Below are 21957 nucleotides of genomic sequence, written 5' to 3'. Positions count from 1 at the left end.
CGGATGGCGCCGCTTCGCGTCTTATCCGGCCTACGAGTGAGTATCTATTTGTAGGCCGGATAAGGCGCAGCCGCCATCCGGCATTCTACGCTTCACTTAACACCCGCGCCGCGGCAATCACGCCCTGCCCCAATGACAACCCGCCGTCACCCGCCGGTAAACGCTGCGGGAACAGTAAGGTAAAATCACGCAGATAAAACGCCAGCCGGGATGACAGTAAGCGGTTATGCATCACGCCGCCGCTGAAGACTAACGTTTTAATTCCGCGCGTTTCGGCCTGCTCACGCATCAGTGTGGCAAACCCACGCGCCAGCGCGTCGTGAAATGCCCACGCTCTTTCAGCAGGGGCGGTCTGCCAGGCCAGCCATTGCTGCCAAAAAGCCGCTAAGTCCAGATGATTGCCATTAAGCGGCACCGTAACAGGGTGATCAACGCCTGCACACTGCGATGCCAGCGCCTCCAGCGCACAGGCCGCCTCACCTTCATAACTCAACGATTCCGGCGCACAATGCAACGCGGCGGCAACCGCATCAAACAAGCGCCCGCACGACGATGCCAGTGGGGCATTGATTCCCCGCTCGATGGCGCGCGCCAGTACGTTCCAGTTTTGCCGTTGCAACGCCGATGTTTCCGGGTAACCCTGCCAGTCAGGAACAAAACGCAGGCACTGCGCGAGCAAATTGCGCCATGGCTGTTTTGCCGCTAAATCGCCGCCCGCCAGCGCTACCGCCGGTAAGCCGCCAAGGTGTTCGCATTCACGGTAGTTGACCCGCAGACATTCGCCGCCCCACAGCACGCCATTTTCCCCCATGCCGATGCCATCCAGCGTCAGGGCAATCACATCGCCGCCGTCGAGCGGCCAGCCGTGCTCGGCAAGACATGCAGCAGCATGCGCATGATGATGCAGCACCGTTTCGGTTGGCAGATTCATCTCGCTGGCCCACTGGCTGGAAACATAGCCAGGGTGCGCATCATGCACGATACGCTGCGGCGTAAAGTCATAAATGTTCTGGATCAGACGTAACGCATCACGCCACTGCTGCTGAATGCCGTCATCACTGAGATCGCCTAAATGCTGGCTGATAACCGCCTGTTCGCCGCGCACCAGGCAGAATGTATTTTTCAGATCCGCGCCTAAGCACAACATCGGCGGCACGTCACGAAACCCCGGCGGCAGTGCTATCGCATCCGGCACGTAACCCCGGGAGCGGCGCAGTATTTCCCCACTGTCACGCACCACGGAGTCATCCATGCGCTGCATAATTTCGCGGTTATGCAGCAGGAAACCATCAGCAATCTCACTTAAATCTTCCAGCGCCTGGGCGTTGGTAATGGCCGGCGGCCTGCCGCTGAGGTTGCCGGAGGTCATCACCAGAGGACAATTCATCTCTTGTAAAAGTAAATGCTGCAACGGATTCGCGGGCAGCATAACTCCAACCTCCGTTAACCCCGGCGCAATGCCTTCGCTCAATGCAGCGACATAGCGTTTCTGTACCAGCACGATCGGCGCAGCAGGTGTAGTCAGCAAACGACGAGCGGGTTCGGGCAGTCCGTCATCAGCAGGCAGCATTACCGCCAGCGGTTTCGCCGGACGGTGTTTACGCAGCCTGAGCAGTGCGACGGCGTCATCATTGCGCGCATCGCACACCAGATGAAAGCCGCCAATGCCTTTCACGGCCACAATGCCGCCCGCTTTCAGCTGTGCCACCGCCGCCTGCAGGGCGTCTTCTTTTTCAGCCCGCACGTCAGTACTGATCCATTCCAGATGCGGGCCGCATGCCGGACAAGCAACAGGCTGGGCATGGAAGCGACGGTCATACGGGTCACGATACTCTTTGTCGCATTGCGCACAGAGCGGGAACGACGCCATCACGGTCAACGGACGGTCATACGGCATGGCGCGGATAATGGTAAAACGTGGGCCGCAGTGGGTGCAGTTGATAAAGGGATAACGATAGCGGCGTTCGCCGGGAGTGTTCATTTCAATCAGACATTCGGGGCAGGTCGCGGCGTCCGGAACGATCTGCGTATTCATCGAACCGCCAGCGCTTTGACGAATCGAGAAATCGGCAGGCTGCTGCGTCCAGACGAACGGTTCGCTCTCAACGCTGTCAATGCGCGCCAGCGGTGGGCAGTGTTGATGTAACTGCGCAATAAACTCCGCCGGATCTTCCTGCAAGCGCACAACCACACCGTCACCGTCGTTACACACGTCGCCATGCAGCTGTAACCGTTGCGCCAGTTGCCAGACGTAGGGGCGAAATCCGACGCCCTGTACCTTGCCGCGAATACGCAACTGTACGCCGGAGGGGGTGTTTATTGTCATTAGATTTTTCCCGCAGTCATCAATCCCGGTTAGCCTGATGGCGCGATGCTTATCAGGCCTACGGGGATGCGAACAGTAGGCCGGATAAGGCGAAGCCGCCATCCGGCATAAGTACTACCGTATTTTACGCGGATTTGCAGATATCAGAACAGCAAAGATGCGGTGGAATCCAGCGCCGCGCGACGGCGTTTTTCCGCGCTCAGTTGCTCAAGCTTGTTGCGATCCACATAAATCAGCGCGTGAGTCGGGCAGACTTCCATACAGGCAGGACCGGCCTCACGGTGGTGGCACAGGTCGCACTTATTGGCTTCGGCTTTTTCTGCACGGACGTTCAGACCCGCGCCGCTGTTACGCACAACCGGACGCACGACCACTTCCATTGCGCCGTAAGGACAAGCCACAACGCAAGTTTTACAGCCAATGCAGCGTTCCTGCATTACGTGAACAAAACCTTTATCACGGCTGATCGCACCGTTCGGGCAGACGTTAGCGCACGGCGCGTCTTCACACTGGCGGCACAGCGTCGCCGTGGAGACATTAACGCCTTTGATGACGTGAATGCGGGGTAAAAAAGTTTCAGGGGTCAGCGATGCGCAGTCCTGGTTATCCTGATGGGATACCACGCAGGCCACTTCACAGGTACGGCAACCAATGCATTTATTGGCGTCTGCAATGATGAAACGGTTCATCAATTTCTCCAGCAATGACAGAATATCTGCCGAAGCATTCACAAATCGTGCCAGATTTTAATTTACTGTTATTAAAGAATTTTTATTATAATGAATACAAAGATGGCGTGTCATCGTCACTAGTGACGATGACAAATGACAGCCGTCAGCGCTAAGCGGGCGGCGCAACTGAGTCGCGCTGGATGAGTTCACCGGTGAAAGTCTTTGGCGGCGTAAACGCCCCGTCACCCAACATAAAGATCAGGCGCCCAATCGTTTCCTGAATCATTTCTGTTACCGGAATTTTTACGCTGGAAAGCGCCGGAATAGTGTATGGTGCGAGGGCGATATCATCAAAGCCAATCACCGACACCTGTGCGGGAACGCTCACGCCATGCTCGTGCAACTGCTTCATCGCGCCGATCGCCATATCGTCATTACTGGCCACCAGCGCGGTAAAATTGACCTTGCGCGAAAGCAAAGTATCCACACCCGCTGCGCCGCAGGCAGGCGTCCATTTCCCTTTAACAATCAGATCATTATCTAGCGCGATATCATGATGTGCCAGCGCGTCTTTATAACCTGAAAGTCGCTCCACGCCGGTTGGAGAATCCATCGAGCCGGTAATAAAACCAATCTCTTTATGCCCGGCGGCAATGAGCTGAGTGACGGCGTTAAAGCTGGTCTGCTTTTGATCGCACCATACGCTGTGGCTGGTGTTTTTCCGCAGGCGTCGGTTAAGCACCATAATCGGCTGAGTATGGGCGTCGATGATATCGTCTATCTCATCCACACTGAGAAAACGCGGATAGATCATAATCGCGTCGCAGCGTAAGTCCAGAAGGTATTGGATCGCCTGGCGTTCTTCCTCAGCGCTGTGCTTACCGTCAGCCAGCAACAGCTGACGCCCCTTATCCTCCGCCATGCGTGCGGTATGAAACAACAGTTCGCTGAAATAGACGCCGTGATAAAGGGTGTTCGTCACCACCAGTCCCAGCGTCTGCGTGGTTTTCGCCGCCAGACTGCGCGCCAGCAAGTTAGGGCGATAACCACTCTCTTCAATGGCCTGAAACACGCGGTCTTTGGTCTCCTGGCTGACGTAGCCGTTCCCGGAAAGCACCCGGGAAACCGTCGCTTTCGACACGCCGGCACGCTTCGCCACCTCGAGCATCGTGGTCATATTACTCATCCCTATTCTCTCAATGTGACGCAGTGTACTGCACCGTTTCGCCGCTGTCCTTGCTGCTACATCGCAGACGCCAACATCCAGTGATAAACATCACAATTACAATAAATGATCAAAATTAAATCTTGCTCAATATAAATAAATTAAACATTCTTTTGTGGAACCGGTTTCCTATCTGCGTTTCATAACCCAGAAAAGCGACCCACCGTAAACGGATAAAACATAACGTACCCTACTGATAAAACAGGATTAAATCCGATGTCCAAGAATTATGCAGCGCTGGCGCGCTCCGTTGTGACGGCTCTGGGAGGCGTTGACAACATCACAGCAGTGACCCACTGTATGACCCGTTTGCGTTTCGTTATCAAAGATGACTCGCAGGTCGACAGCGCGACGCTGAAGACGCTTTCTGGCGTACTTGGCGTACTTGGCGTGGTGCGTAGCGATAACCAGTGTCAGGTGATCATCGGCAATACCGTTTCGCAGGCGTATCGCGAAGTGGTCAGCCTGTTGCCTTTCAACATGCAGCCTGCTGAGCCGCAAACCAAACCCCGACTGACGCTGAAGCGGATTGGCGCGGGGATCCTCGACGCGCTGATCGGCACCATGTCGCCGTTGATCCCTGCAATTATCGGCGGATCAATGCTCAAGCTGCTGGCAATGATCCTCGAAATGACCGGTGTGCTGGAGAAAGGATCGTCCACGCTCACTATTCTGACCGTGATCGGCGACGGCGCATTTTTCTTCCTGCCGCTGATGGTCGCCGCGTCGGCCGCTATCAAATTCAAAACCAACATGTCACTGGCAATCGCCATCGCGGGTGTACTGGTGCATCCCAGCTTCATCGATCTGATGGCGAAGGCCGCGCAGGGTGAGCACGTTGAGTTTGCCCTGATCCCGGTGACGGCGGTGAAATATACCTACACGGTGATCCCGGCGCTGGTGATGACCTGGTGCCTGTCATACATCGAACGTTGGGTGGATCGCATCACTCCGGCAGTCACCAAAAACTTCCTGAAACCAATGCTGATCGTGCTGATCGCCGCGCCGCTCGCCATCGTCATCATTGGCCCGATCGGCATCTGGATCGGTAGCGCAATTTCAGCGCTGGTGTATACCATTCACGGCTATCTCGGTTGGCTGTCAGTGGCCATTATGGGCGCATTGTGGCCGCTGCTGGTGATGACCGGTATGCATCGCGTTTTCACGCCAACCATTATTCAGACCATTGCCGAAACCGGAAAAGAAGGCATGGTGATGCCGTCGGAAATCGGCGCCAACTTGTCGTTAGGCGGTTCATCGCTGGCAGTGGCATGGAAAACCAAAAACCCGGAACTGCGTCAGACGGCGTTAGCGGCAGCCGCCTCTGCCATCATGGCAGGGATTTCCGAACCCGCACTGTATGGCGTGGCGATCCGCCTGAAACGACCACTGATTGCGAGTCTTATCAGCGGTTTTATCTGCGGTGCCGTTGCCGGCATGGCCGGGCTGGCGAGTCACTCCATGGCGGCTCCAGGTCTGTTCACCAGCGTACAGTTTTTCGATCCGGCCAATCCGATGACTATCGTATGGGTGTTTGGCGTGATGGCGCTGGCGGTGGTGCTTTCCTTTGTATTAACACTGATTCTCGGCTTTGAAGATATTCCTGTCGAAGATGCCGCCGCGCAGGCCAGAAAAAATCAGGCCGCACAACCGGGCAATATCAATGGAGCCAGCATTTGACTGGTATGAACTGAGGTTAATTATGTCTGTTTTTCCGCAAGGATTTTTATGGGGCGGCGCACTGGCCGCCAACCAGTCTGAAGGGGCGTACCGGGAAGGTGGCAAAGGGCTGACGACCGTCGATATGATCCCTCACGGCACAAGTCGCATGCCCGTCAAACTGGGACAGGAAAAGCGCTTTACGTTGCGGGATGACGAATTTTATCCCAGCCATCAGGCGATCGACTTTTATCATCGCTATAAAGAAGATATCGCGCTGATGGCGGAAATGGGTTTTACGGTATTTCGTACTTCCATTGCCTGGAGCCGTCTCTACCCTAACGGCGATGAGCTGACGCCGAATGAAGAGGGTATCGCATTTTACCGGGCGGTGTTTGCCGAGTGTAAAAAATACGGTATTGAGCCGCTGGTCACGCTGTGTCACTTCGATGTGCCAATGCATCTGGTCACCGAGTACGGTTCATGGCGTAGCCGTAAAATGGTGGAGTTCTTTACCCGCTACGCCCGGACCTGCTTTGAGGCCTTTGACGGACTGGTGAAGTACTGGCTGACGTTCAACGAAATCAACATTATGCTGCACAGCCCCTTTTCAGGCGCCGGGCTGGTATTTGAAGAAGGTGAAAATCAGGATCAGGTGAAATATCAGTCCGCTCACCACGAACTGATAGCCAGCGCCCTGGCGACTAAAATAGCCCATGAAATTAATCCGCAAAACCAGGTCGGTTGTATGCTGGCTGGCGGTAATTTTTATCCTTATTCCTGTAAACCAGAAGATGTGTGGACCGCGCTGGAAAAAGACCGCGAAAACCTGTTCTTTATTGATGTGCAGGCGCGCGGGGCCTACCCGGCTTATTCTGCCCGCGTGTTTCGCGAAAAAGGCGTGGTCATAGAAAAAGCCCCAGAAGATGACGACATCCTGAAAAACACCGTCGATTTCGTCTCGTTCAGCTATTACGCATCGCGCTGCGCCTCGGCGGAAATGAACACCGGCAATACCAGCGCCGCCAACGTGGTGAAATCGCTACGTAATCCATACATTGCCGCCAGCGAATGGGGCTGGGGCATCGATCCGCTCGGTCTGCGCATCACCATGAATATGATGTATGACCGCTACCAGAAACCGCTATTTCTGGTGGAGAACGGGCTGGGGGCGAAAGATGAAATTGATACTAACGGCGAGATCAATGACGACTATCGCATCAGCTATTTACGCGAGCACATTCGCGCCATGGCAGACGCGATTGAAGATGGCGTGCCGCTGATGGGTTACACCACCTGGGGCTGTATTGACCTGGTTTCTGCCTCAACCGGTGAGATGAGCAAACGCTACGGTTTTGTGTATGTGGACCGCGATGATGCGGGCAACGGCACGCTGGCGCGCACCCGTAAGAAATCATTCTGGTGGTACAAAAAAGTAATCGCCAGCAACGGTGCCGATCTGGCATAACAGATCTGTCGGAGGGGGTTACAGCCTTCCGGCAGAATTACATATTTTCATTTCATTTATTACATTCCAGATGTGGAATCGTCCTTCCAGTTTCAGGTTTGCCCTCATCTTTTTTTACTGGCATTTTATTCAGTAGTTTTTAATCCTGGCCGTTCACCACAAGGAAACGTGCATGTCTGATAAAAATGGCACAACAGCAGTGGCTATCACTAAACCCGTACGTCGATTGAAAGTTGGCTATGTCAGAAAACGCCATGAAGATCCCAAAACGGGTTACACGCGACGAATCAGTCGGCACGCCTCACTCACGCTGAACGGCGACTGGCTGGAACAAGCAGGGTTTCCTACCGGTACGGCAGTGAGTGTGTCAGTGATGCAGGGGAAATTAATTATAGAGCAGGCCATTGAGTAACGAGGAAGGCGGGAAACAGGCCGGATGTCACTCACATCCGGCACTGATACGGTTTACTCTTCTGGCGCTTCCAGCTCGGAGAATCCACCGTGTCCTTCCCAACCGGCTAATCGCTGATAGACGGTATCAACAGCATCTTTGATCGGCTGTGTCATCGGGTAGTAAAACCCGACGATGTCCGGTTGAATGCCGAGGAAAATCACCTCACCAACGTCGTCTTTCAACTGATCGACCAGGTAATTCAGCGGCATGTTATGGGTGGTCATCATGAACATCTCGGCAATGTCATCGGGATCGACAATGCGGATTTCACCGGGGTTCAGCCCCATATCGGTGGCATCAACAATCAACAAACGTTGCGGACGCAGTTCACGGATGGCGACGATATCGTTCTCCGGCGCGCTACCGCCGTCGATGACAACCCAGTTGCCTTGAGGATTTGCAGCACACATTTCGGCCAGCAGCGGGCCCGCGCCGTCATCGCCCATCATGCTGTTACCCACACATAATAAAACGTCAGTCACGGTGTCTCCTCACCATCAGATAGATGGCGCTTTCCTGGTGTATGTCGTGCAGCATGCTAAGCATCAGCTTGCTCCACTCCTGCTGCTGCGGGGTCTGTACGGCACGCGCATCATCGAACGCGCGTGCCAGCATTTGCACATGGTTGAAATCGATAACGATCTCGCCGTATTTCGGCACACCTTCCATTTTCCGGCGGGCTTCGCTTCCCTCAGCAAGGGTAGCAATCCATGCCAGATATTCGTCCCATTGACAAGTTAACGCCGCTTCCAGGCAATCGATGATCCCAAGGTGGTGACCAATCGCCAGGCTGTAATAGACAACCTGCTGCGCCTCAGCGGGCGTCGCATCGTTCTCATCAATAAACTTACGGCTCAGTTGACTGAACACCACCGTTTCACTCATCGGATACGCGCCTCTTCGACAACATGGTTAAGATGCGTGACGATCTCGGTCAGACGCGGATCGTTTTCCGCTTCCAGCCAGCGCGCCACCTGATGCTCGCCCTGCCCTAACTGCGTCATATAGTCATCAGCAATCTGGCGACCGTAGCGGTATCCCGCCAGACGGCGAGCCTCGCGATCCACCTTCACTCGCAGCGGCTGAACCATATCCGGATGCAGAATTTCCGCCGGCTGTTCGTCCAGTTCACCCGGCGCACGCGCGTGAATTTTTTGTTCCAGCAAACCTAGCGCCATGGCAAAACCATACAGCGTGGCTGCAGGCGTTGGCGGGCAGCCAGGGATATACACATCCACCGGTACGATTTTGTCCGTGCCGCCCCATACGCAGTATAAGTCGTGGAAAATACCGCCGCTGTTACCGCAAGCACCGTAAGAGATACAAATTTTCGGGTCTGGCGCAGACTGCCAGGCGCGCAGCGCCGGAGAGCGCATGGCACGGGTTACCGCGCCGGTAAACAGCAGGATATCCGCATGGCGCGGGGACGGTACCACTTTGATGCCAAAACGTTCGGCGTCAAACAACGGAGAAAGCGTGGCGAAGATTTCGATTTCGCAACCGTTGCAGCCGCCGCAGTCCACACGGTAAACGTACGCTGAACGCTTGATGCTTTTTAGCAGCGACGCTTTCATGCTGGCAATGGATTCATCCACCGTCATCGGTACCGGAATACCGTTGGCGTCACGTGGGCCTAATAAATTGCTCATCAGCTGGCCTCTTTCATATGGCGAGTCAGTTCAATACGGTCAGACGGCACCAGGCATTTCTGGCGCTTACAGTCCGGGCAGGTCTCAAAGCTTTCACGGTGGTTTTCCGCGCGGCTATCACCGTTGTGCTTAAGCAGCGCAATGGCGTAATCAATCTCTTTTTGTACCGCAAACGGACGGTTACATACGCGGCAATTACACAGCGCAAAGCGGGACTGCTGCAGGAAATCCTCTTTCTTCCACACCGCCAGCTCATACTCCTGCGACAGCTTGATCGCCGCCGTCGGGCAGACCTCTTCACAGCGGGCGCAGAAGATGCAGCGACCGAGATTGAACTGCCACGCTAGCTCATTGGTGGCCAGATCGGTTTCTACCGTCAACGCGTTCGACGGGCACGCATTCACACAGGCCGCACAGCCAATGCACTGCTGCGGATTATGTTCCGGTTTGCCACGGAAGTTTTTATCGACCGCGATCGGCTCTAGCGGATACGACGACGTCGGAGCCCCGGTTTTGATGACTTTTTTGATAAAGGTAAACATGGCGATTCCTTATTTCAGCGGCGAGTTTTTACGCTCGATGCTGTAGCGCTCAAGTTCTTTGTACGGCACGACTTTGCTCTTCTTCTTACGTACATCGACCACGGTCATACGGTCAGTACAGGAGTAGCAAGGATCGAGGCTACCGATAATCAGCGGCGCATCGGAAACGGTATTACCACGCAGCATGTAGCGCAGCGTCGGCCAGTTGGCGTAGGTCGCCGCACGGCAGCGCCAGCGATACAGTTTCTGGTTGTCGCCGGTCATGCTCCAGTGAATGTCATCTCCGCGCGGCGCTTCAGCAAAGCCCAGTGCGAAACGGTGAGGAATGTAGGTAAAGCCTTCCACCATCAGCGGGCCGCCCGGCAGGTTATCCAGACCAAAGTCGATCATATTCAGTGCGGTGTAGACTTCATTAATACGAACTTTAAGACGAGAAATAACGTCGCAGCCTTGCTCGCTATGAACTTCCATCGGCAGCAGACCATAACCGACAAACGGGTGATCGGCGCGGGTGTCACGCGCGTGACCGCTGGCGCGTACCATCGGGCCGACGTTACTGAAGTCGCGGGCAATTTCCGGATCCAGACGACCAATACCAACGGTACGCTGTTCCATATTCGGCGTGCTGAGCAGCATATCGACCAGTTCCTGCACGTCACGACGCATCTGCTGCGCCAGTTGACGGGTCTGGATCATATCTTCTTTCAGCAGATCACGACGGATACCGCCGATCAGGTTCAGACCGTAGGTTTTACGCGCCCCGGTGAGGATCTCCGCCATTTTCATCGACGTTTCACGCACGCGGAAGAACTGCATAAAGCCGGAGTCAAAACCGGTGAAGTGACAGGCCAGGCCGAGGTTCAGCAGGTGCGAGTGCAGACGCTCAACTTCCAGTAGAATGGCACGGATCATCTGCGCACGTTCCGGCACTACGATGCCCATCGCATTCTCAACGGAGGTGGTATAGGCGGTGCTATGCGCAAAGCCGCAGATACCACACACGCGATCTGACAGGAACGTCACTTCGTTGTAACCCATACGGGTTTCCGCCAGTTTCTCCATGCCGCGGTGGACATAGAACAGACGGTAGTCGGCATCGATAATGTTCTCGCCGTCCACGAACAGGCGGAAGTGACCGGGTTCATCGGAGGTGACGTGCAACGGGCCAATCGGCACCACGTTATTTTTCTTGTCGCCCAGTTCGTTGATGAACTCGTAGGTTTCAGCATCGGTAGTCGGCGCCGGGCGCTGACGATAATCCATGCTGTCTTTACGCAGCGGATAGAGTTCGTCCGGCCAGTCATCGGGCAGTACCAGACGACGCTCATCCGGTAAACCAACCGGGATCAAACCGTACATATCGCGCACTTCGCGCTCGCCCCAGACCGCAGCCGGAACGCGCGGCGTGACGGACGGGAACTCCAGCTTATTGGCATCGACTTCAACGCGGACGGTTATCCAGCATTTGGTGCCCTGCTCCATCGACATCACGTAGTAAACAGCGTAATGGCCGCACAGCTGGCGCTCGTCGTTACCAAACAACACGGACAACCAGCCGCCCTGTTTGTAGTACAGGAATTCCACCACTTCCGGCAGGTAGTTCACCTTGACGGTGATCGTCAGCTGATCTTTGGTCTGCCAGGCTTCATCCAGCACCACGCCCGGAAAGGCCTGATGCAGCGCAGCGAGATATTGTTGACCTAATTTTTCTTCAGACATGCTCAAACTCTCTTAAATCACGCCACCAGCAAGGAGACGAACGCTAAAAACGCAAACCCAAAACCGGCCCAGGTCACGCGTGAAGTGGCGCAAAAACGCAGACGCGCCATGCTGTTTTCGAACAGGGCGATGACCAGCACGCCGAGGACCAGCTTGACGACGGCAATCACCAGCGCCAGCAGCAGCCCCCCCGCGGTGAAGGTTTCCATCTGTCCCCACGGCAGGAACACACCAACGAACATTTGCAGAACGACCAGTTGCTTGAGGCTAATGCCCCATTTCAGCACGGCAAAACCGCTGCCGCCGTATTCAGTCAATGGACCTTCCTGCAGCTCTTGCTCTGCTTCTGCCAGATCGAACGGCAGTTTGCCCATTTCGATAAAGGTGGCGAAAGCACAGGCGCACAGCGCCAGAATCAGCGGGATGCTGCGCGCAGCAGGCCAGTGGTAAATGGTATCGGCGATATTGCTGATATGGGTTGAACCCGCAACCTGTGCCGCTACCCACAGCCCCAGCAGCAGGATAGGTTCAACCAGCACGCCGAGCATCGCTTCACGGCTGGCACCAATGGCGGTAAACGGGCTACCAGTATCCAGTCCCGCGATAGAGAAGAAGAAACGGGCAATGGCGAACAGGTAAATTAAGGTGATTAGATCGCCCAGTTGTGGCAGCGGCGAGCCAACGGTCACTACCGGCAACGCAGTGGCGATAGTCAGCATCACGCCCACCATCACAAACGGCGTCAGGCGGAAAACCCAGCTGGAATCCGCAGGCGCAATGCTCTGACGACCCAGCAGTTTGATAATGTCGCGGTATTCCTGCAAAACGCCCGGACCGCGGCGATTGTGCAAACGCGCACGCGCCACGCGGGTAACACCGGACAGCAGCGGCGCAACGGCAAACAGCACCAGCGCCTGAATTAACGGATATAAAACACTCATTCTCAGGCTCCTCGTGAAACCACAATCACCACCAGCACCGCCAGCTCAATTAGCGCCAGTCGACGGAACAGCACCGGTGCAGCCGCATTCTGCCAGCCCGGAATCAGTGATACCGGGTTTAGCCATTTACGCAGTTTGAGTACCGGGGCAAAGGCTTCTTTCACCGGCATGGCAAAACCGTGCGCGGTAATGACCATTGACTGCTCGTGATCGTAACCACACACCCATGCCGCACCGCGTGAACGCGACGGCAGACGGTTGCCTTTGAAAATTGCCATGATGATGAACGGCAGCAGCGGACATGCGATCAGCAGCAGCGTGATCATTGGCTGAGAAACGGTGGTGTTCGCAGTTTCCAGCGGCAGCGGTACGGCAGAGGAGATCATCGGCAGCAGCCACGGCGCAGCCACGCCGCCAATCACGCAACAAATAGCCAGCGCAACGACGCTCACACCCATCAGGATTGGCGCGCAGCAGGCGTTTTCAGCTTCCTTCGTGCGCGGTGCGCCAAGGAAAGTAACGCCATAGACTTTCGCCATACACATCACCGCCAGCGCGCCGGTAATCGCCAGTCCTACCGCCAGCAAAGGTCCTAAAAAACGGCCGACAAATGCGCCGCTGTTGCCAAGCTTAAAGAAGGACTGGTAGATAACCCACTCACCGGCAAAACCGTTCAGCGGCGGCAGCGCGGCCATCGCCATCAGGCCAACCAGCATCGCCAGAGAGATAACCGGCATGCGTTTGCCGATACCGCCCAGTTTTTCGATATCACGATGACCGGTACGGAACCAGATGCTGCCTGCGCCCAGGAACAGAACGCTTTTGAACAGGCTGTGGTTTACCAGGTGGTACAGACCGCCGGTCAAACCCAGCGCAATCAGCGCCGGTTGATTCAGGGAAATCCCGGTCACGCCGGCGCCCAGCCCCAGCAGAATAATGCCGATGTTTTCCAGCGTGTGATACGCCAGCAGGCGCTGGATATTGTGTTCCATCAGCGCATACAGACCACCGACAAACGCCGTTATCATGCCCAACACCAGCAGCGTAACACCCCACCACAGCGGCGCATTACCGCCCAGCAGCGACAGGGAGAGAATACCCAGTAGACCGACCTTCATGACGACGGTAGAGAACAGTGCCGCAGCCGGTGCGCTGGCATTGGCGTGTGCCTGTGGCACCCAACCGTGCAGAGGAATAATCCCGGCCAGCAGGCCAAAACCTGCCACGCCCAGCAGCCAGATGTCAGACCCGAGCGGCAGCTCTTGGCTGCGCAGGTCTAACAGACGCAGCTCCAGAGTGCCGTAACGTTGCCACACAAGGTAGCAGGCAACCGCCAGCAGCAGCGTACCAATACGTCCCAGCGCAAACCACAGTTTGCCTTCTTTACTGCATCCGGTGAGGAACACAGCACACAGCGCCATGATTTCCGCCATCACCACCAGCGTACCGAGGTTGCTGGCAACCACCGCACATACCGCCGCGGCCATCAGCAGATTCACCAGCAGGCCGTTAGCTTTCACCTGCGGATGACGATGCCAGTCAATGTTGTACAGGCTGACAAACAGGCCGCACAGTCCCAGCGTAATCAGCCAGATAGCATTCAGCGGAGTAATTTGCAGACTGTGACCAATAAACGGCATCACGCCGCTCACCGCCAGCGCATTAGTCAGAACGGTAAAACCAGCGGCTGCCGTACACAAGCTGCCGACCGCACCGCCAACTCCAGCAATCCAGCCGCTCAGCGATTTATGAAATGAAAACAAAAATGCCAGAACCGCAGCTGCTGTAAACCAGGCCACGCCGCTGTTAATCAGTGAAATTGCGCTCATTTTGCATCCCCACTCTGAGCCTGCTGAAACAAGGTGAGATCGCCGAAATCGGTATTGAAAGTCAGCTCACGCTTACGTTTGCTGGCGCGGGCGATATCAATGTTGCTCACCAGGTGCAGGGCTTTGGTCGGACACATGCGCACGCAGGCCGGACCAAGCTCGTCAAAACTGCACAGATCGCATTTCACCGCGATGGCACGAACGCCTGGAACCCAGTCCAACAGCGAACTCACGCGAGCAGGCGCTGGCGGAGCCGGAGGCGCTTTTGGCGTATTGGCGTTTGCCGGGATATGCAGCGGACGGCTACCAGAAAACTCTATCGCGCCAAACGGACAAGCGATCCCGCACAGTTTGCAGCTTACGCACAGGCTTTCATTCAGCTGTACGGCGCCATCAACGCGGTTAATGGCATTAACCGGACACACGGTGGCGCAAGGCGCATCTTCACACTGGTGGCAAAGCTGCGGCGCGGATTCTTTTTCATTTAACATCACTTTCAGGCGCGGCATTGACTGCAGGCCATGCTGGCGATGTGTCTCTGAGCAGGCGGCTTCACAGGTGTGGCAGCCAATACAAAGAGTGGAGTCAGCAATTACAAAACGATTCACCAGGCATTCCTCAGGTGATAGTCATTTTTGACGAAAACATGTCTGCAAAATGTCATTTCGACATTTTTCGACATGCCCATTCCCTAAAACATCGTGACGCAGTATGTAAACCGCATCATGACAAAGTGGACGGCCCCCAAGGCTTAAGCCGGGCTATGTCCCTCAACCAGCTGGCTTAAATTCACCGGCATATTGTTCTCAACCGCGGTGTACAAGCTGTCGTAGACGCTGGCGATTTTTTCGAGATAGTGCTCCAGCACCTGCTCGCGATCGCGGTTGCTGATACGCTCATCGACCTTACCGTCGATGGTCAATTCTGCCTGTGCAATCAGCTGCTTATCATCACCGTCTTTCGTTTCGACGTAGTATTCGATGGTATGACTGTTAAAACCGTCCGCCAGCGTGACGTAGATAGTGAAGTGTTCAAAAAGGACGAAGCAGAGATCTTTGTCCGGTGCGCAGCTCATTGCATGATGCAAACGCGCTTTTGACAGGGTGATCCCCTGAACCAGCGAGTTACAGTAAATACGCCACTGGTCCTGTAGGCGACGATGCCGTTCAGCGATGTAATCGGCTTTTTCGCTTATTTCCCAAATAGTCATGTCAGGTTACCCGTTTAGCAGAGATGAACAGCCTTAAGCACATTTCATGCCAAAATTAAATCACTTATTTTTCATATAGATAAAAAATCAAAGGTGGGTGACGACATGTCATTTCGTCATCGTCGTCATTGTCACGAATGAAAAAACTCAACCTGGCATGCTTATTGCTTTTGATACGGCAACTTCACAGGAGGCGGTATGCACGAAATAACCCTCTGCCAACGGGCACTGGAATTGATTGAACAACAGGCCACGCAACACGGTGCTCAGCGAGTAACTGGGGTCTGGCTCAAAATTGGCGCATTTTCTTGCGTAGAAACCAGCGCTCTCTCCTTTTGTTTTGATCTGGTATGCCGCGGGACCCTTGCAGAAGGTTGTAAACTCCACCTCGAAGAACAAGAAGCCGAATGTTGGTGCGAATCTTGTCAGCAATACGTCACGTTACTGACGCAACGCGTGCGCCGATGTCCGCAATGCAACAGCGATATGCTGAGAATTGTGGCCGATGACGGCTTACAGATTCGACGTATTGAAATAGATCAGACTCCAGCGCCGGATGGCGACGCCTAAGCGTCTTATCCAGCCTACAGAAAGAGCTCGTTTGTAGGCCGGATAAGGCAACGCAGCCATCCGGCAACAGATGTATCGCAAGTAAAAAGATCAGGAGTGAGCGATGTGTACGACATGTGGTTGCGCTGAAGGCAACCTATATATAGAGGGTGATGAACATAATCCCCACTCGGCGTTTCGCAGCGCGCCATTTGCCCCGGCGGCTCGTCCGGCGCTGAATATTACCGGTGTGAAAACCTCAAATTTCACACCGAGCCAGACTGAAGAAGGTGATTTGCACTACGGTCACGGTGAAGCAGGCACCCACGCGCCAGGCATGAGCCAGCGCCGCATGCTGGAAGTGGAAATTGACGTACTGGATAAAAACAACCGCCTGGCCGAGCGCAACCGTGCCCGCTTTGCGGCCCGTCAGCATCTGGTGCTGAACCTTGTTTCAAGCCCGGGCTCCGGTAAAACCACGCTGCTGACCGAAACGCTGATGAAACTGAAAGATAGCGTGCCGTGCGCCGTTATTGAAGGTGACCAGCAGACGGTGAACGATGCTGCCCGTATTCGCGCCACAGGCACGCCCGCCATTCAGGTCAACACCGGTAAAGGTTGCCACCTTGACGCACAAATGATTGCTGACGCCGCGCCACGTTTGCCGCTTGACGATAACGGCATTCTGTTCATTGAAAACGTCGGCAACCTGGTCTGCCCGGCCAGCTTCGACCTCGGCGAGCGCCATAAAGTGGCCGTGCTTTCCGTCACCGAAGGTGAAGACAAACCGCTGAAATATCCACATATGTTTGCCGCCGCATCGCTGATGCTGCTCAACAAAGTGGATCTGCTACCGTACCTCAATTTTGACGTAGATAAGTGCATCGCCAGCGCCCGGGAAGTGAATCCGGAAATTGAGATCATCCTGATTTCCGCCACCAGTGGTGAAGGGATGGATCAATGGCTCTCCTGGCTGGAGACGCAGCGATGTGCATAGGTGTTCCGGGTCAAATCCGCACCATTGATGGCAACCAGGCCAAAGTCGACGTTTGCGGTATTCAGCGCGACGTCGACCTGACGCTGGTCGGTAGCTGTGATGAACATGGCCAACCGCGCCTCGGCCAGTGGGTACTGGTCCACGTCGGTTTTGCCATGAGCATCATTAATGAAGCTGAAGCGCGCGATACGCTCGACGCGCTGCAAAACATGTTTGACGTTGAGCCGGATGTCGGCGCGTTGCTGTACGGCGAGGAAAAATAAATGCGTTTTGTTGACGAATACCGCGCACCAGAGCAGGTGATGCAACTGATAGAGCACCTGTCTGAACGTGCCGCCCACCTCCCCTACACGGCTGAACGCCCACTGCGCATCATGGAAGTTTGTGGTGGTCATACGCACGCTATCTTCAAATTCGGCCTCGACCAGTTGCTACCGGAAAACGTGGAGTTTATTCATGGTCCGGGTTGCCCGGTTTGCGTTCTGCCGATGGGTAGAATCGACAGCTGTGTAGAAATCGCCAGCCATCCAGAAGTGATTTTCTGCACCTTTGGTGATGCGATGCGCGTCCCGGGTAAGCAAGGCTCCCTGCTGCAAGCCAAGGCGCGCGGTGCAGATATCCGCATCGTCTATTCACCGATGGATGCGCTGAAGCTGGCACAGGAAAACCCAACGCGTAAGGTGGTGTTCTTTGGTCTGGGTTTTGAAACCACAATGCCAACGACAGCTATCACTCTGCAACAGGCAAAGCAGCGTGACGTGCAGAACTTTTACTTTTTCTGCCAGCACATCACGCTTATCCCTACGCTGCGCAGCCTGCTGGAACAGCCGGATAACGGTATTGACGCCTTTTTAGCACCAGGCCACGTCAGCATGGTGATTGGCACAGATGCCTATAATTTCATTGCTTCAGACTTCCATCGTCCGTTAGTGGTCGCCGGTTTTGAACCGCTCGATCTCCTGCAAGGCGTGGTGATGTTAATTGAGCAGAAAATTGCCGCGCACAGCCAGGTAGAAAACCAGTACCGCCGCGTGGTACCGGATGCCGGTAACGCGTTAGCGCAACAGGCCATCGCCGAGGTGTTCTGCGTCAATGGCGACAGCGAATGGCGCGGTCTGGGCGTTATCGAATCCTCTGGCGTTCACCTGACGCCTGACTATCAGCGCTTTGATGCCGAAGCCCATTTCCAGCCAGCGCCGCAGCAGGTGTATGACGATCCGCGCGCGCGTTGTGGGGAAGTGCTGACGGGCAGATGTAAACCACATCAGTGCCCATTATTTGGCAAAACGTGTAACCCGGAGACCGCGTTTGGCGCCCTGATGGTCTCCTCAGAAGGCGCATGTGCCGCCTGGTATCAGTATCGTCAGCAGGAGTGTGAAGCATGAGCAGCGTACAACTCGCCCACGGTAGCGGCGGTCAGGCTATGCAGCAGTTGATCAACAGTCTGTTTATGGAGGCATTTGCGAATCCGTGGCTGGCGGAACAGGAAGATCAGGCGCGTCTGGAACTGGCGCAGCTGGTCGCTGAAGGCGATCGCCTGGCGTTTTCAACCGACAGCTATGTTATCGATCCGTTGTTCTTCCCGGGCGGTAATATCGGCAAGCTGGCAATCTGCGGTACGGCTAACGACGTGGCGGTCAGCGGCGCGATACCGCGCTACCTCTCCTGCGGTTTTATCCTCGAAGAGGGGCTGCCAATGGACACGCTGAAAACCGTCGTGAACAGCATGGCAGCAACCGCCCGTGAAGCGGGTATTGCTATCGTAACCGGCGATACCAAAGTTGTGCAGCGCGGTGCCGCGGACAAACTGTTCATCAATACTGCCGGCATGGGCGCGATCCCCGCCAACATTCACTGGGGTGCCCAGACCCTGAGCGTGGGCGATGTGCTGCTGGTCAGCGGTACGCTTGGCGATCATGGTGCAACTATCCTTAACCTGCGCGAACAGCTGGGTCTTGATGGCGAACTGGTCAGCGACTGCGCGGTATTGACGCCGCTTATCCAGACGCTACGTGATATCCCCGGCGTGAAGGCGCTGCGTGACGCGACCCGTGGCGGCGTGAATGCGGTAACGCATGAATTTGCCGCATCATGCGGGTTTGGCATTGAGCTGTCTGAAGCGGCCCTGCCCGTGAAACCCGCGGTGCGTGGCGTTTGCGAACTGCTGGGTCTGGATGCGCTCAATTTTGCTAACGAAGGTAAGCTGGTGATTGCCGTTGAACGTCAGGCTGCTGAAGCCGTGCTCGCCGCACTCCACGCCCATCCTTTAGGACGCGATGCCGCGCTGATTGGTGAAGTGGTAGAACGCAAAGGTGTGCGTCTGGCCGGACTGTACGGCGTGAAACGGACCCTCGATTTACCACACGCCGAACCTTTACCTCGTATATGTTAGCAGCCAGTTGGCAGCATACTGTAGGCCGGATAAGACGCATTTGCGTCGACATCCGGCATTAACGCTGCATTATCGCCTGATGGCGCTTTGCTTATCAGGCCTACGGATTGCGTGACCAGCGAGTTCGCGGTCAGCTATCCGGCAATGATTTACGACTTATACCTATAATTCATTTACCGTTTTCGCACCGTTCTGCGGTGCTTTTCCTGGAAAAGCAATATGTCGTATACACCGATGAGTGACCTCGGACAGCAAGGCCTGTTCGATATTACTCGTACATTATTACAGCAGCCCGATCTCCCGTCTCTCAGCGAGGCGCTTTCGCAGCTGGTCAAGCGTTCAGCGCTGGCCGACTGCGCGGCTATTGTGTTATGGCAGGCACAAACGCAGCGTGCGCGTTATTTTGCGACGCGTGAAAATGGTAAACCCATCGATTATGAAGACGAAACGGTACTGGCCCATGGCCCGGTACGCCGTATTTTGTCTCGCCCCGATGCGCTGCACTGCAACTATCATGAGTTTACGGAAACCTGGCCACAGTTGGCCTCTGGCGGATTGTATTCTGAATTTGGCCACTACTGCCTGCTGCCGCTGGCGGCGGATGGACGCATCTTTGGCGGCTGTGAATTCATCCGCAACGAAGATCGTCCGTGGAGTGAAAAAGAGTACAACCGGCTGCAGACCTTCACCCAGATAGTCGGCGTCGTTGCGGAACAAATTCAGAGCAGAGTCAGCAACAACGTCGATTACGATTTGCTGTGTCGCGAACGTGACAACTTTCGTATCCTCGTCGCCATCACCAATGCGGTGCTCTCCCGCCTGGACATTGACGAGCTGGTCAGCGAAGTCGCCAAAGAGATCCATCACTACTTCGACATTGATGCCATCAGCATCGTGTTACGCAGCGATCGCAAAAACAAGCTCAGCATTTATTCCACCCACTATCTGGATGAACATCATCCGGCGCACGAACAAAGTGAAGTGGATGAAGCAGGTACGCTTTCTGAACGCGTTTTCAAAAGCAAAGAGATGCTGCTGATTAATCTGAGCGAACGCGATACGCTCGCCCCTTACGAACGGATGCTGTTCGAAACCTGGGGCAACCAGCTACAGACTCTGTGCCTGCTGCCGCTGATGTCCGGCAACACGATGCTTGGCGTGCTCAAACTGGCGCAGTGTGAAGAAAAAGTTTTCACCACCGCCAACCTGAAACTGTTGCGCCAGATTGCCGAACGCGTAGCCATTGCGGTAGATAACGCGCTTGCCTATCAGGAGATACATCGCCTGAAAGAACGTCTGGTCGATGAAAACCTGGCGCTGACCGAGCAACTGAACAATGTGGACAGTGAGTTCGGCGAAATTATCGGTCGCAGCGAAGCCATGTACAGCGTACTCAAACAGGTCGAAATGGTGGCGCAGAGCGACAGCACCGTATTGATTCTGGGTGAGACAGGTACGGGTAAAGAGCTGATCGCCAGAGCGATTCATAATCTGAGTGGCCGTAACGCCCGCCGGATGGTGAAGATGAACTGCGCGGCAATGCCTGCCGGATTACTGGAAAGCGACCTGTTTGGTCACGAGCGCGGCGCGTTTACCGGGGCCAGCACACAGCGAATTGGTCGTTTTGAACTGGCGGATAAAAGCTCGCTGTTCCTCGATGAAGTAGGTGACATGCCGCTGGAGCTACAGCCTAAGCTGCTGCGCGTACTGCAAGAGCAGGAATTTGAACGCCTGGGCAGCAACAAGCTGATCCAGACCGACGTTCGGTTGATCGCCGCCACTAACCGCGATCTGAAAAAGATGGTTGCCGATCGGGAATTCCGTAACGATCTGTATTACCGGCTGAACGTTTTCCCAATCCATTTACCTCCGCTGCGCGAGCGCCCGGAAGATATCCCACTGCTGGTGAAAGCCTTTACCTTTAAAATTGCTCGCCGGATGGGACGCAATATCGACAGTATTCCTGCCGAAGCGCTTCGTACCTTGAGCAGCATGGAGTGGCCGGGTAACGTGCGCGAACTGGAAAACGTGGTGGAGCGCGCGGTTCTGCTTACCCGAGGCAACGTGCTACAGCTGTCCCTGCCGGATATTGCCGCGTTGACGCCGTCCGCACCGCCGGTAGCCACCGAAGTTGCGCAGGATGGCGAGGACGAATACCAGTTGATCATGCGCGTCCTGAAAGAGACCAACGGTGTGGTTGCCGGTCCTAAAGGTGCTGCGCAGCGATTGGGGCTAAAACGAACCACGTTGTTGTCGCGTATGAAGCGATTAGGTATTGATAAGGATGCGCTGGTTTAGCCATTGTGGCTATACTGGGTGATAACTC

Annotated in this window: 21 protein-coding genes; 9 read left to right on the top strand and 12 right to left on the bottom strand. The window is 55.2% G+C overall.

Annotated elements, in window-relative coordinates:
- Positions 1-85: 85 nt before the first annotated feature.
- From hypF to HV041_RS02005, 3 genes are all read right to left on the bottom strand, one after another.
- Complete coding sequence (gene hypF / locus HV041_RS02015) at positions 86-2326, bottom strand: carbamoyltransferase HypF (protein WP_121584970.1); 2241 nt, start codon at positions 2324-2326, stop codon at positions 86-88.
- A 143-nt stretch (positions 2327-2469) separates the two neighbouring features.
- Positions 2470-3015, bottom strand: coding sequence for an electron transport protein HydN (gene hydN, locus HV041_RS02010; RefSeq protein ID WP_003037366.1), 546 nt, complete (start codon positions 3013-3015; stop codon positions 2470-2472).
- A 151-nt stretch (positions 3016-3166) separates the two neighbouring features.
- Positions 3167-4174 carry a LacI family DNA-binding transcriptional regulator gene (locus HV041_RS02005; RefSeq protein WP_121585498.1) on the bottom strand — a complete coding sequence of 336 codons (1008 nt, stop codon included), beginning with the start codon at positions 4172-4174 and terminating at the stop codon, positions 3167-3169.
- A 264-nt stretch (positions 4175-4438) separates the two neighbouring features.
- Between HV041_RS02005 and ascF the strand changes: the two genes are divergently transcribed.
- The 3 genes from ascF (at position 4439) to HV041_RS01990 (ending at position 7761) form a co-directional block, all read left to right on the top strand.
- A complete protein-coding gene (gene ascF / locus HV041_RS02000) occupies positions 4439-5902 on the top strand; it encodes a PTS cellobiose/arbutin/salicin transporter subunit IIBC (protein ID WP_182294039.1) in 1464 nt (487 codons plus the stop codon).
- A gap of 22 nt (positions 5903-5924) precedes the next feature.
- Positions 5925-7349: a 6-phospho-beta-glucosidase gene (locus HV041_RS01995; protein ID WP_115644267.1), complete on the top strand. Its 1425-nt coding sequence runs from the start codon at positions 5925-5927 to the stop codon at positions 7347-7349.
- Between the two features lie 172 nt (positions 7350-7521).
- Positions 7522-7761, top strand: coding sequence for a SymE family type I addiction module toxin (locus HV041_RS01990; RefSeq protein ID WP_061068454.1), 240 nt, complete (start codon positions 7522-7524; stop codon positions 7759-7761).
- 53 nt (positions 7762-7814) lie between these two features.
- Here HV041_RS01990 and hycI read toward each other — a convergent pair whose 3' ends face one another.
- The 9 genes from hycI to hycA all read right to left on the bottom strand — a co-directional run bounded on the left by hycI (position 7815) and on the right by hycA (position 15693).
- Positions 7815-8285, bottom strand: coding sequence for a hydrogenase maturation peptidase HycI (gene hycI / locus HV041_RS01985; RefSeq protein WP_121584971.1), 471 nt, complete (start codon positions 8283-8285; stop codon positions 7815-7817).
- Positions 8278-8688 (bottom strand): formate hydrogenlyase maturation HycH family protein, encoded by a 411-nt coding sequence (locus HV041_RS01980; RefSeq protein WP_121584972.1) that lies wholly within the window; start codon positions 8686-8688, stop codon positions 8278-8280. The genes hycI and HV041_RS01980 overlap by 8 nt, the downstream gene beginning before the upstream one ends.
- On the bottom strand, positions 8685-9452 hold the full coding sequence (gene hycG / locus HV041_RS01975) for a formate hydrogenlyase subunit HycG (protein ID WP_003037388.1): 768 nt from the start codon (positions 9450-9452) through the stop codon (positions 8685-8687). The genes HV041_RS01980 and hycG overlap by 4 nt, the downstream gene beginning before the upstream one ends.
- The gene (hycF, locus tag HV041_RS01970; RefSeq protein WP_003037391.1) at positions 9452-9994 is read right to left on the bottom strand and encodes a formate hydrogenlyase subunit HycF; all 543 of its coding nucleotides are present in this window, start codon (positions 9992-9994) and stop codon (positions 9452-9454) included. The genes hycG and hycF overlap by 1 nt, the downstream gene beginning before the upstream one ends.
- Before the next feature lie 9 nt (positions 9995-10003).
- On the bottom strand, positions 10004-11713 hold the full coding sequence (gene hycE / locus HV041_RS01965) for a formate hydrogenlyase subunit HycE (RefSeq protein WP_003037393.1): 1710 nt from the start codon (positions 11711-11713) through the stop codon (positions 10004-10006).
- Between the two features lie 17 nt (positions 11714-11730).
- Positions 11731-12654 carry a respiratory chain complex I subunit 1 family protein gene (locus HV041_RS01960; protein ID WP_182294038.1) on the bottom strand — a complete coding sequence of 308 codons (924 nt, stop codon included), beginning with the start codon at positions 12652-12654 and terminating at the stop codon, positions 11731-11733.
- 2 nt (positions 12655-12656) lie between these two features.
- A complete protein-coding gene (gene hycC, locus HV041_RS01955; protein WP_121584973.1) occupies positions 12657-14483 on the bottom strand; it encodes a formate hydrogenlyase subunit 3 in 1827 nt (608 codons plus the stop codon).
- Positions 14480-15091: a formate hydrogenlyase subunit HycB gene (gene hycB, locus HV041_RS01950; RefSeq protein ID WP_121584974.1), complete on the bottom strand. Its 612-nt coding sequence runs from the start codon at positions 15089-15091 to the stop codon at positions 14480-14482. The genes hycC and hycB overlap by 4 nt, the downstream gene beginning before the upstream one ends.
- 143 nt (positions 15092-15234) lie before the next feature.
- Positions 15235-15693, bottom strand: a complete 459-nt coding sequence (gene hycA / locus HV041_RS01945) for a formate hydrogenlyase regulator HycA (RefSeq protein ID WP_115601576.1) — start codon at positions 15691-15693, stop codon at positions 15235-15237.
- A 198-nt stretch (positions 15694-15891) separates the two neighbouring features.
- On the opposite strand from hycA, the gene hypA reads away from it, so the two are divergent.
- From hypA to flhA, 6 genes are all read left to right on the top strand, one after another.
- Positions 15892-16263, top strand: coding sequence for a hydrogenase maturation nickel metallochaperone HypA (gene hypA / locus HV041_RS01940; RefSeq protein WP_003037406.1), 372 nt, complete (start codon positions 15892-15894; stop codon positions 16261-16263).
- Between the two features lie 103 nt (positions 16264-16366).
- Complete coding sequence (hypB, locus tag HV041_RS01935; RefSeq protein WP_121584975.1) at positions 16367-17239, top strand: hydrogenase nickel incorporation protein HypB; 873 nt, start codon at positions 16367-16369, stop codon at positions 17237-17239.
- The gene (hypC, locus tag HV041_RS01930) at positions 17230-17502 is read left to right on the top strand and encodes a hydrogenase 3 maturation protein HypC (RefSeq protein ID WP_003037411.1); all 273 of its coding nucleotides are present in this window, start codon (positions 17230-17232) and stop codon (positions 17500-17502) included. Before hypB ends, hypC begins: the two co-directional genes overlap by 10 nt.
- Positions 17503-18624: a hydrogenase formation protein HypD gene (hypD, locus tag HV041_RS01925; protein WP_003037413.1), complete on the top strand. Its 1122-nt coding sequence runs from the start codon at positions 17503-17505 to the stop codon at positions 18622-18624.
- Positions 18621-19631 (top strand): hydrogenase maturation carbamoyl dehydratase HypE, encoded by a 1011-nt coding sequence (hypE, locus tag HV041_RS01920; RefSeq protein WP_121584976.1) that lies wholly within the window; start codon positions 18621-18623, stop codon positions 19629-19631. The genes hypD and hypE overlap by 4 nt, the downstream gene beginning before the upstream one ends.
- A gap of 219 nt (positions 19632-19850) precedes the next feature.
- Complete coding sequence (gene flhA / locus HV041_RS01915; protein ID WP_061068462.1) at positions 19851-21929, top strand: formate hydrogenlyase transcriptional activator FlhA; 2079 nt, start codon at positions 19851-19853, stop codon at positions 21927-21929.
- The last annotated feature ends 28 nt before the right edge of the window (positions 21930-21957 follow it).

The sequence above is a fragment of the Citrobacter sp. RHBSTW-00029 genome (assembly GCF_014104295.1).
In the GTDB taxonomy this organism is placed as follows: domain Bacteria; phylum Pseudomonadota; class Gammaproteobacteria; order Enterobacterales; family Enterobacteriaceae; genus Citrobacter; species Citrobacter youngae.
Note: the sequence above shows the minus strand (reverse complement) of the source record. Positions and strands in the feature narration are given on the sequence as shown.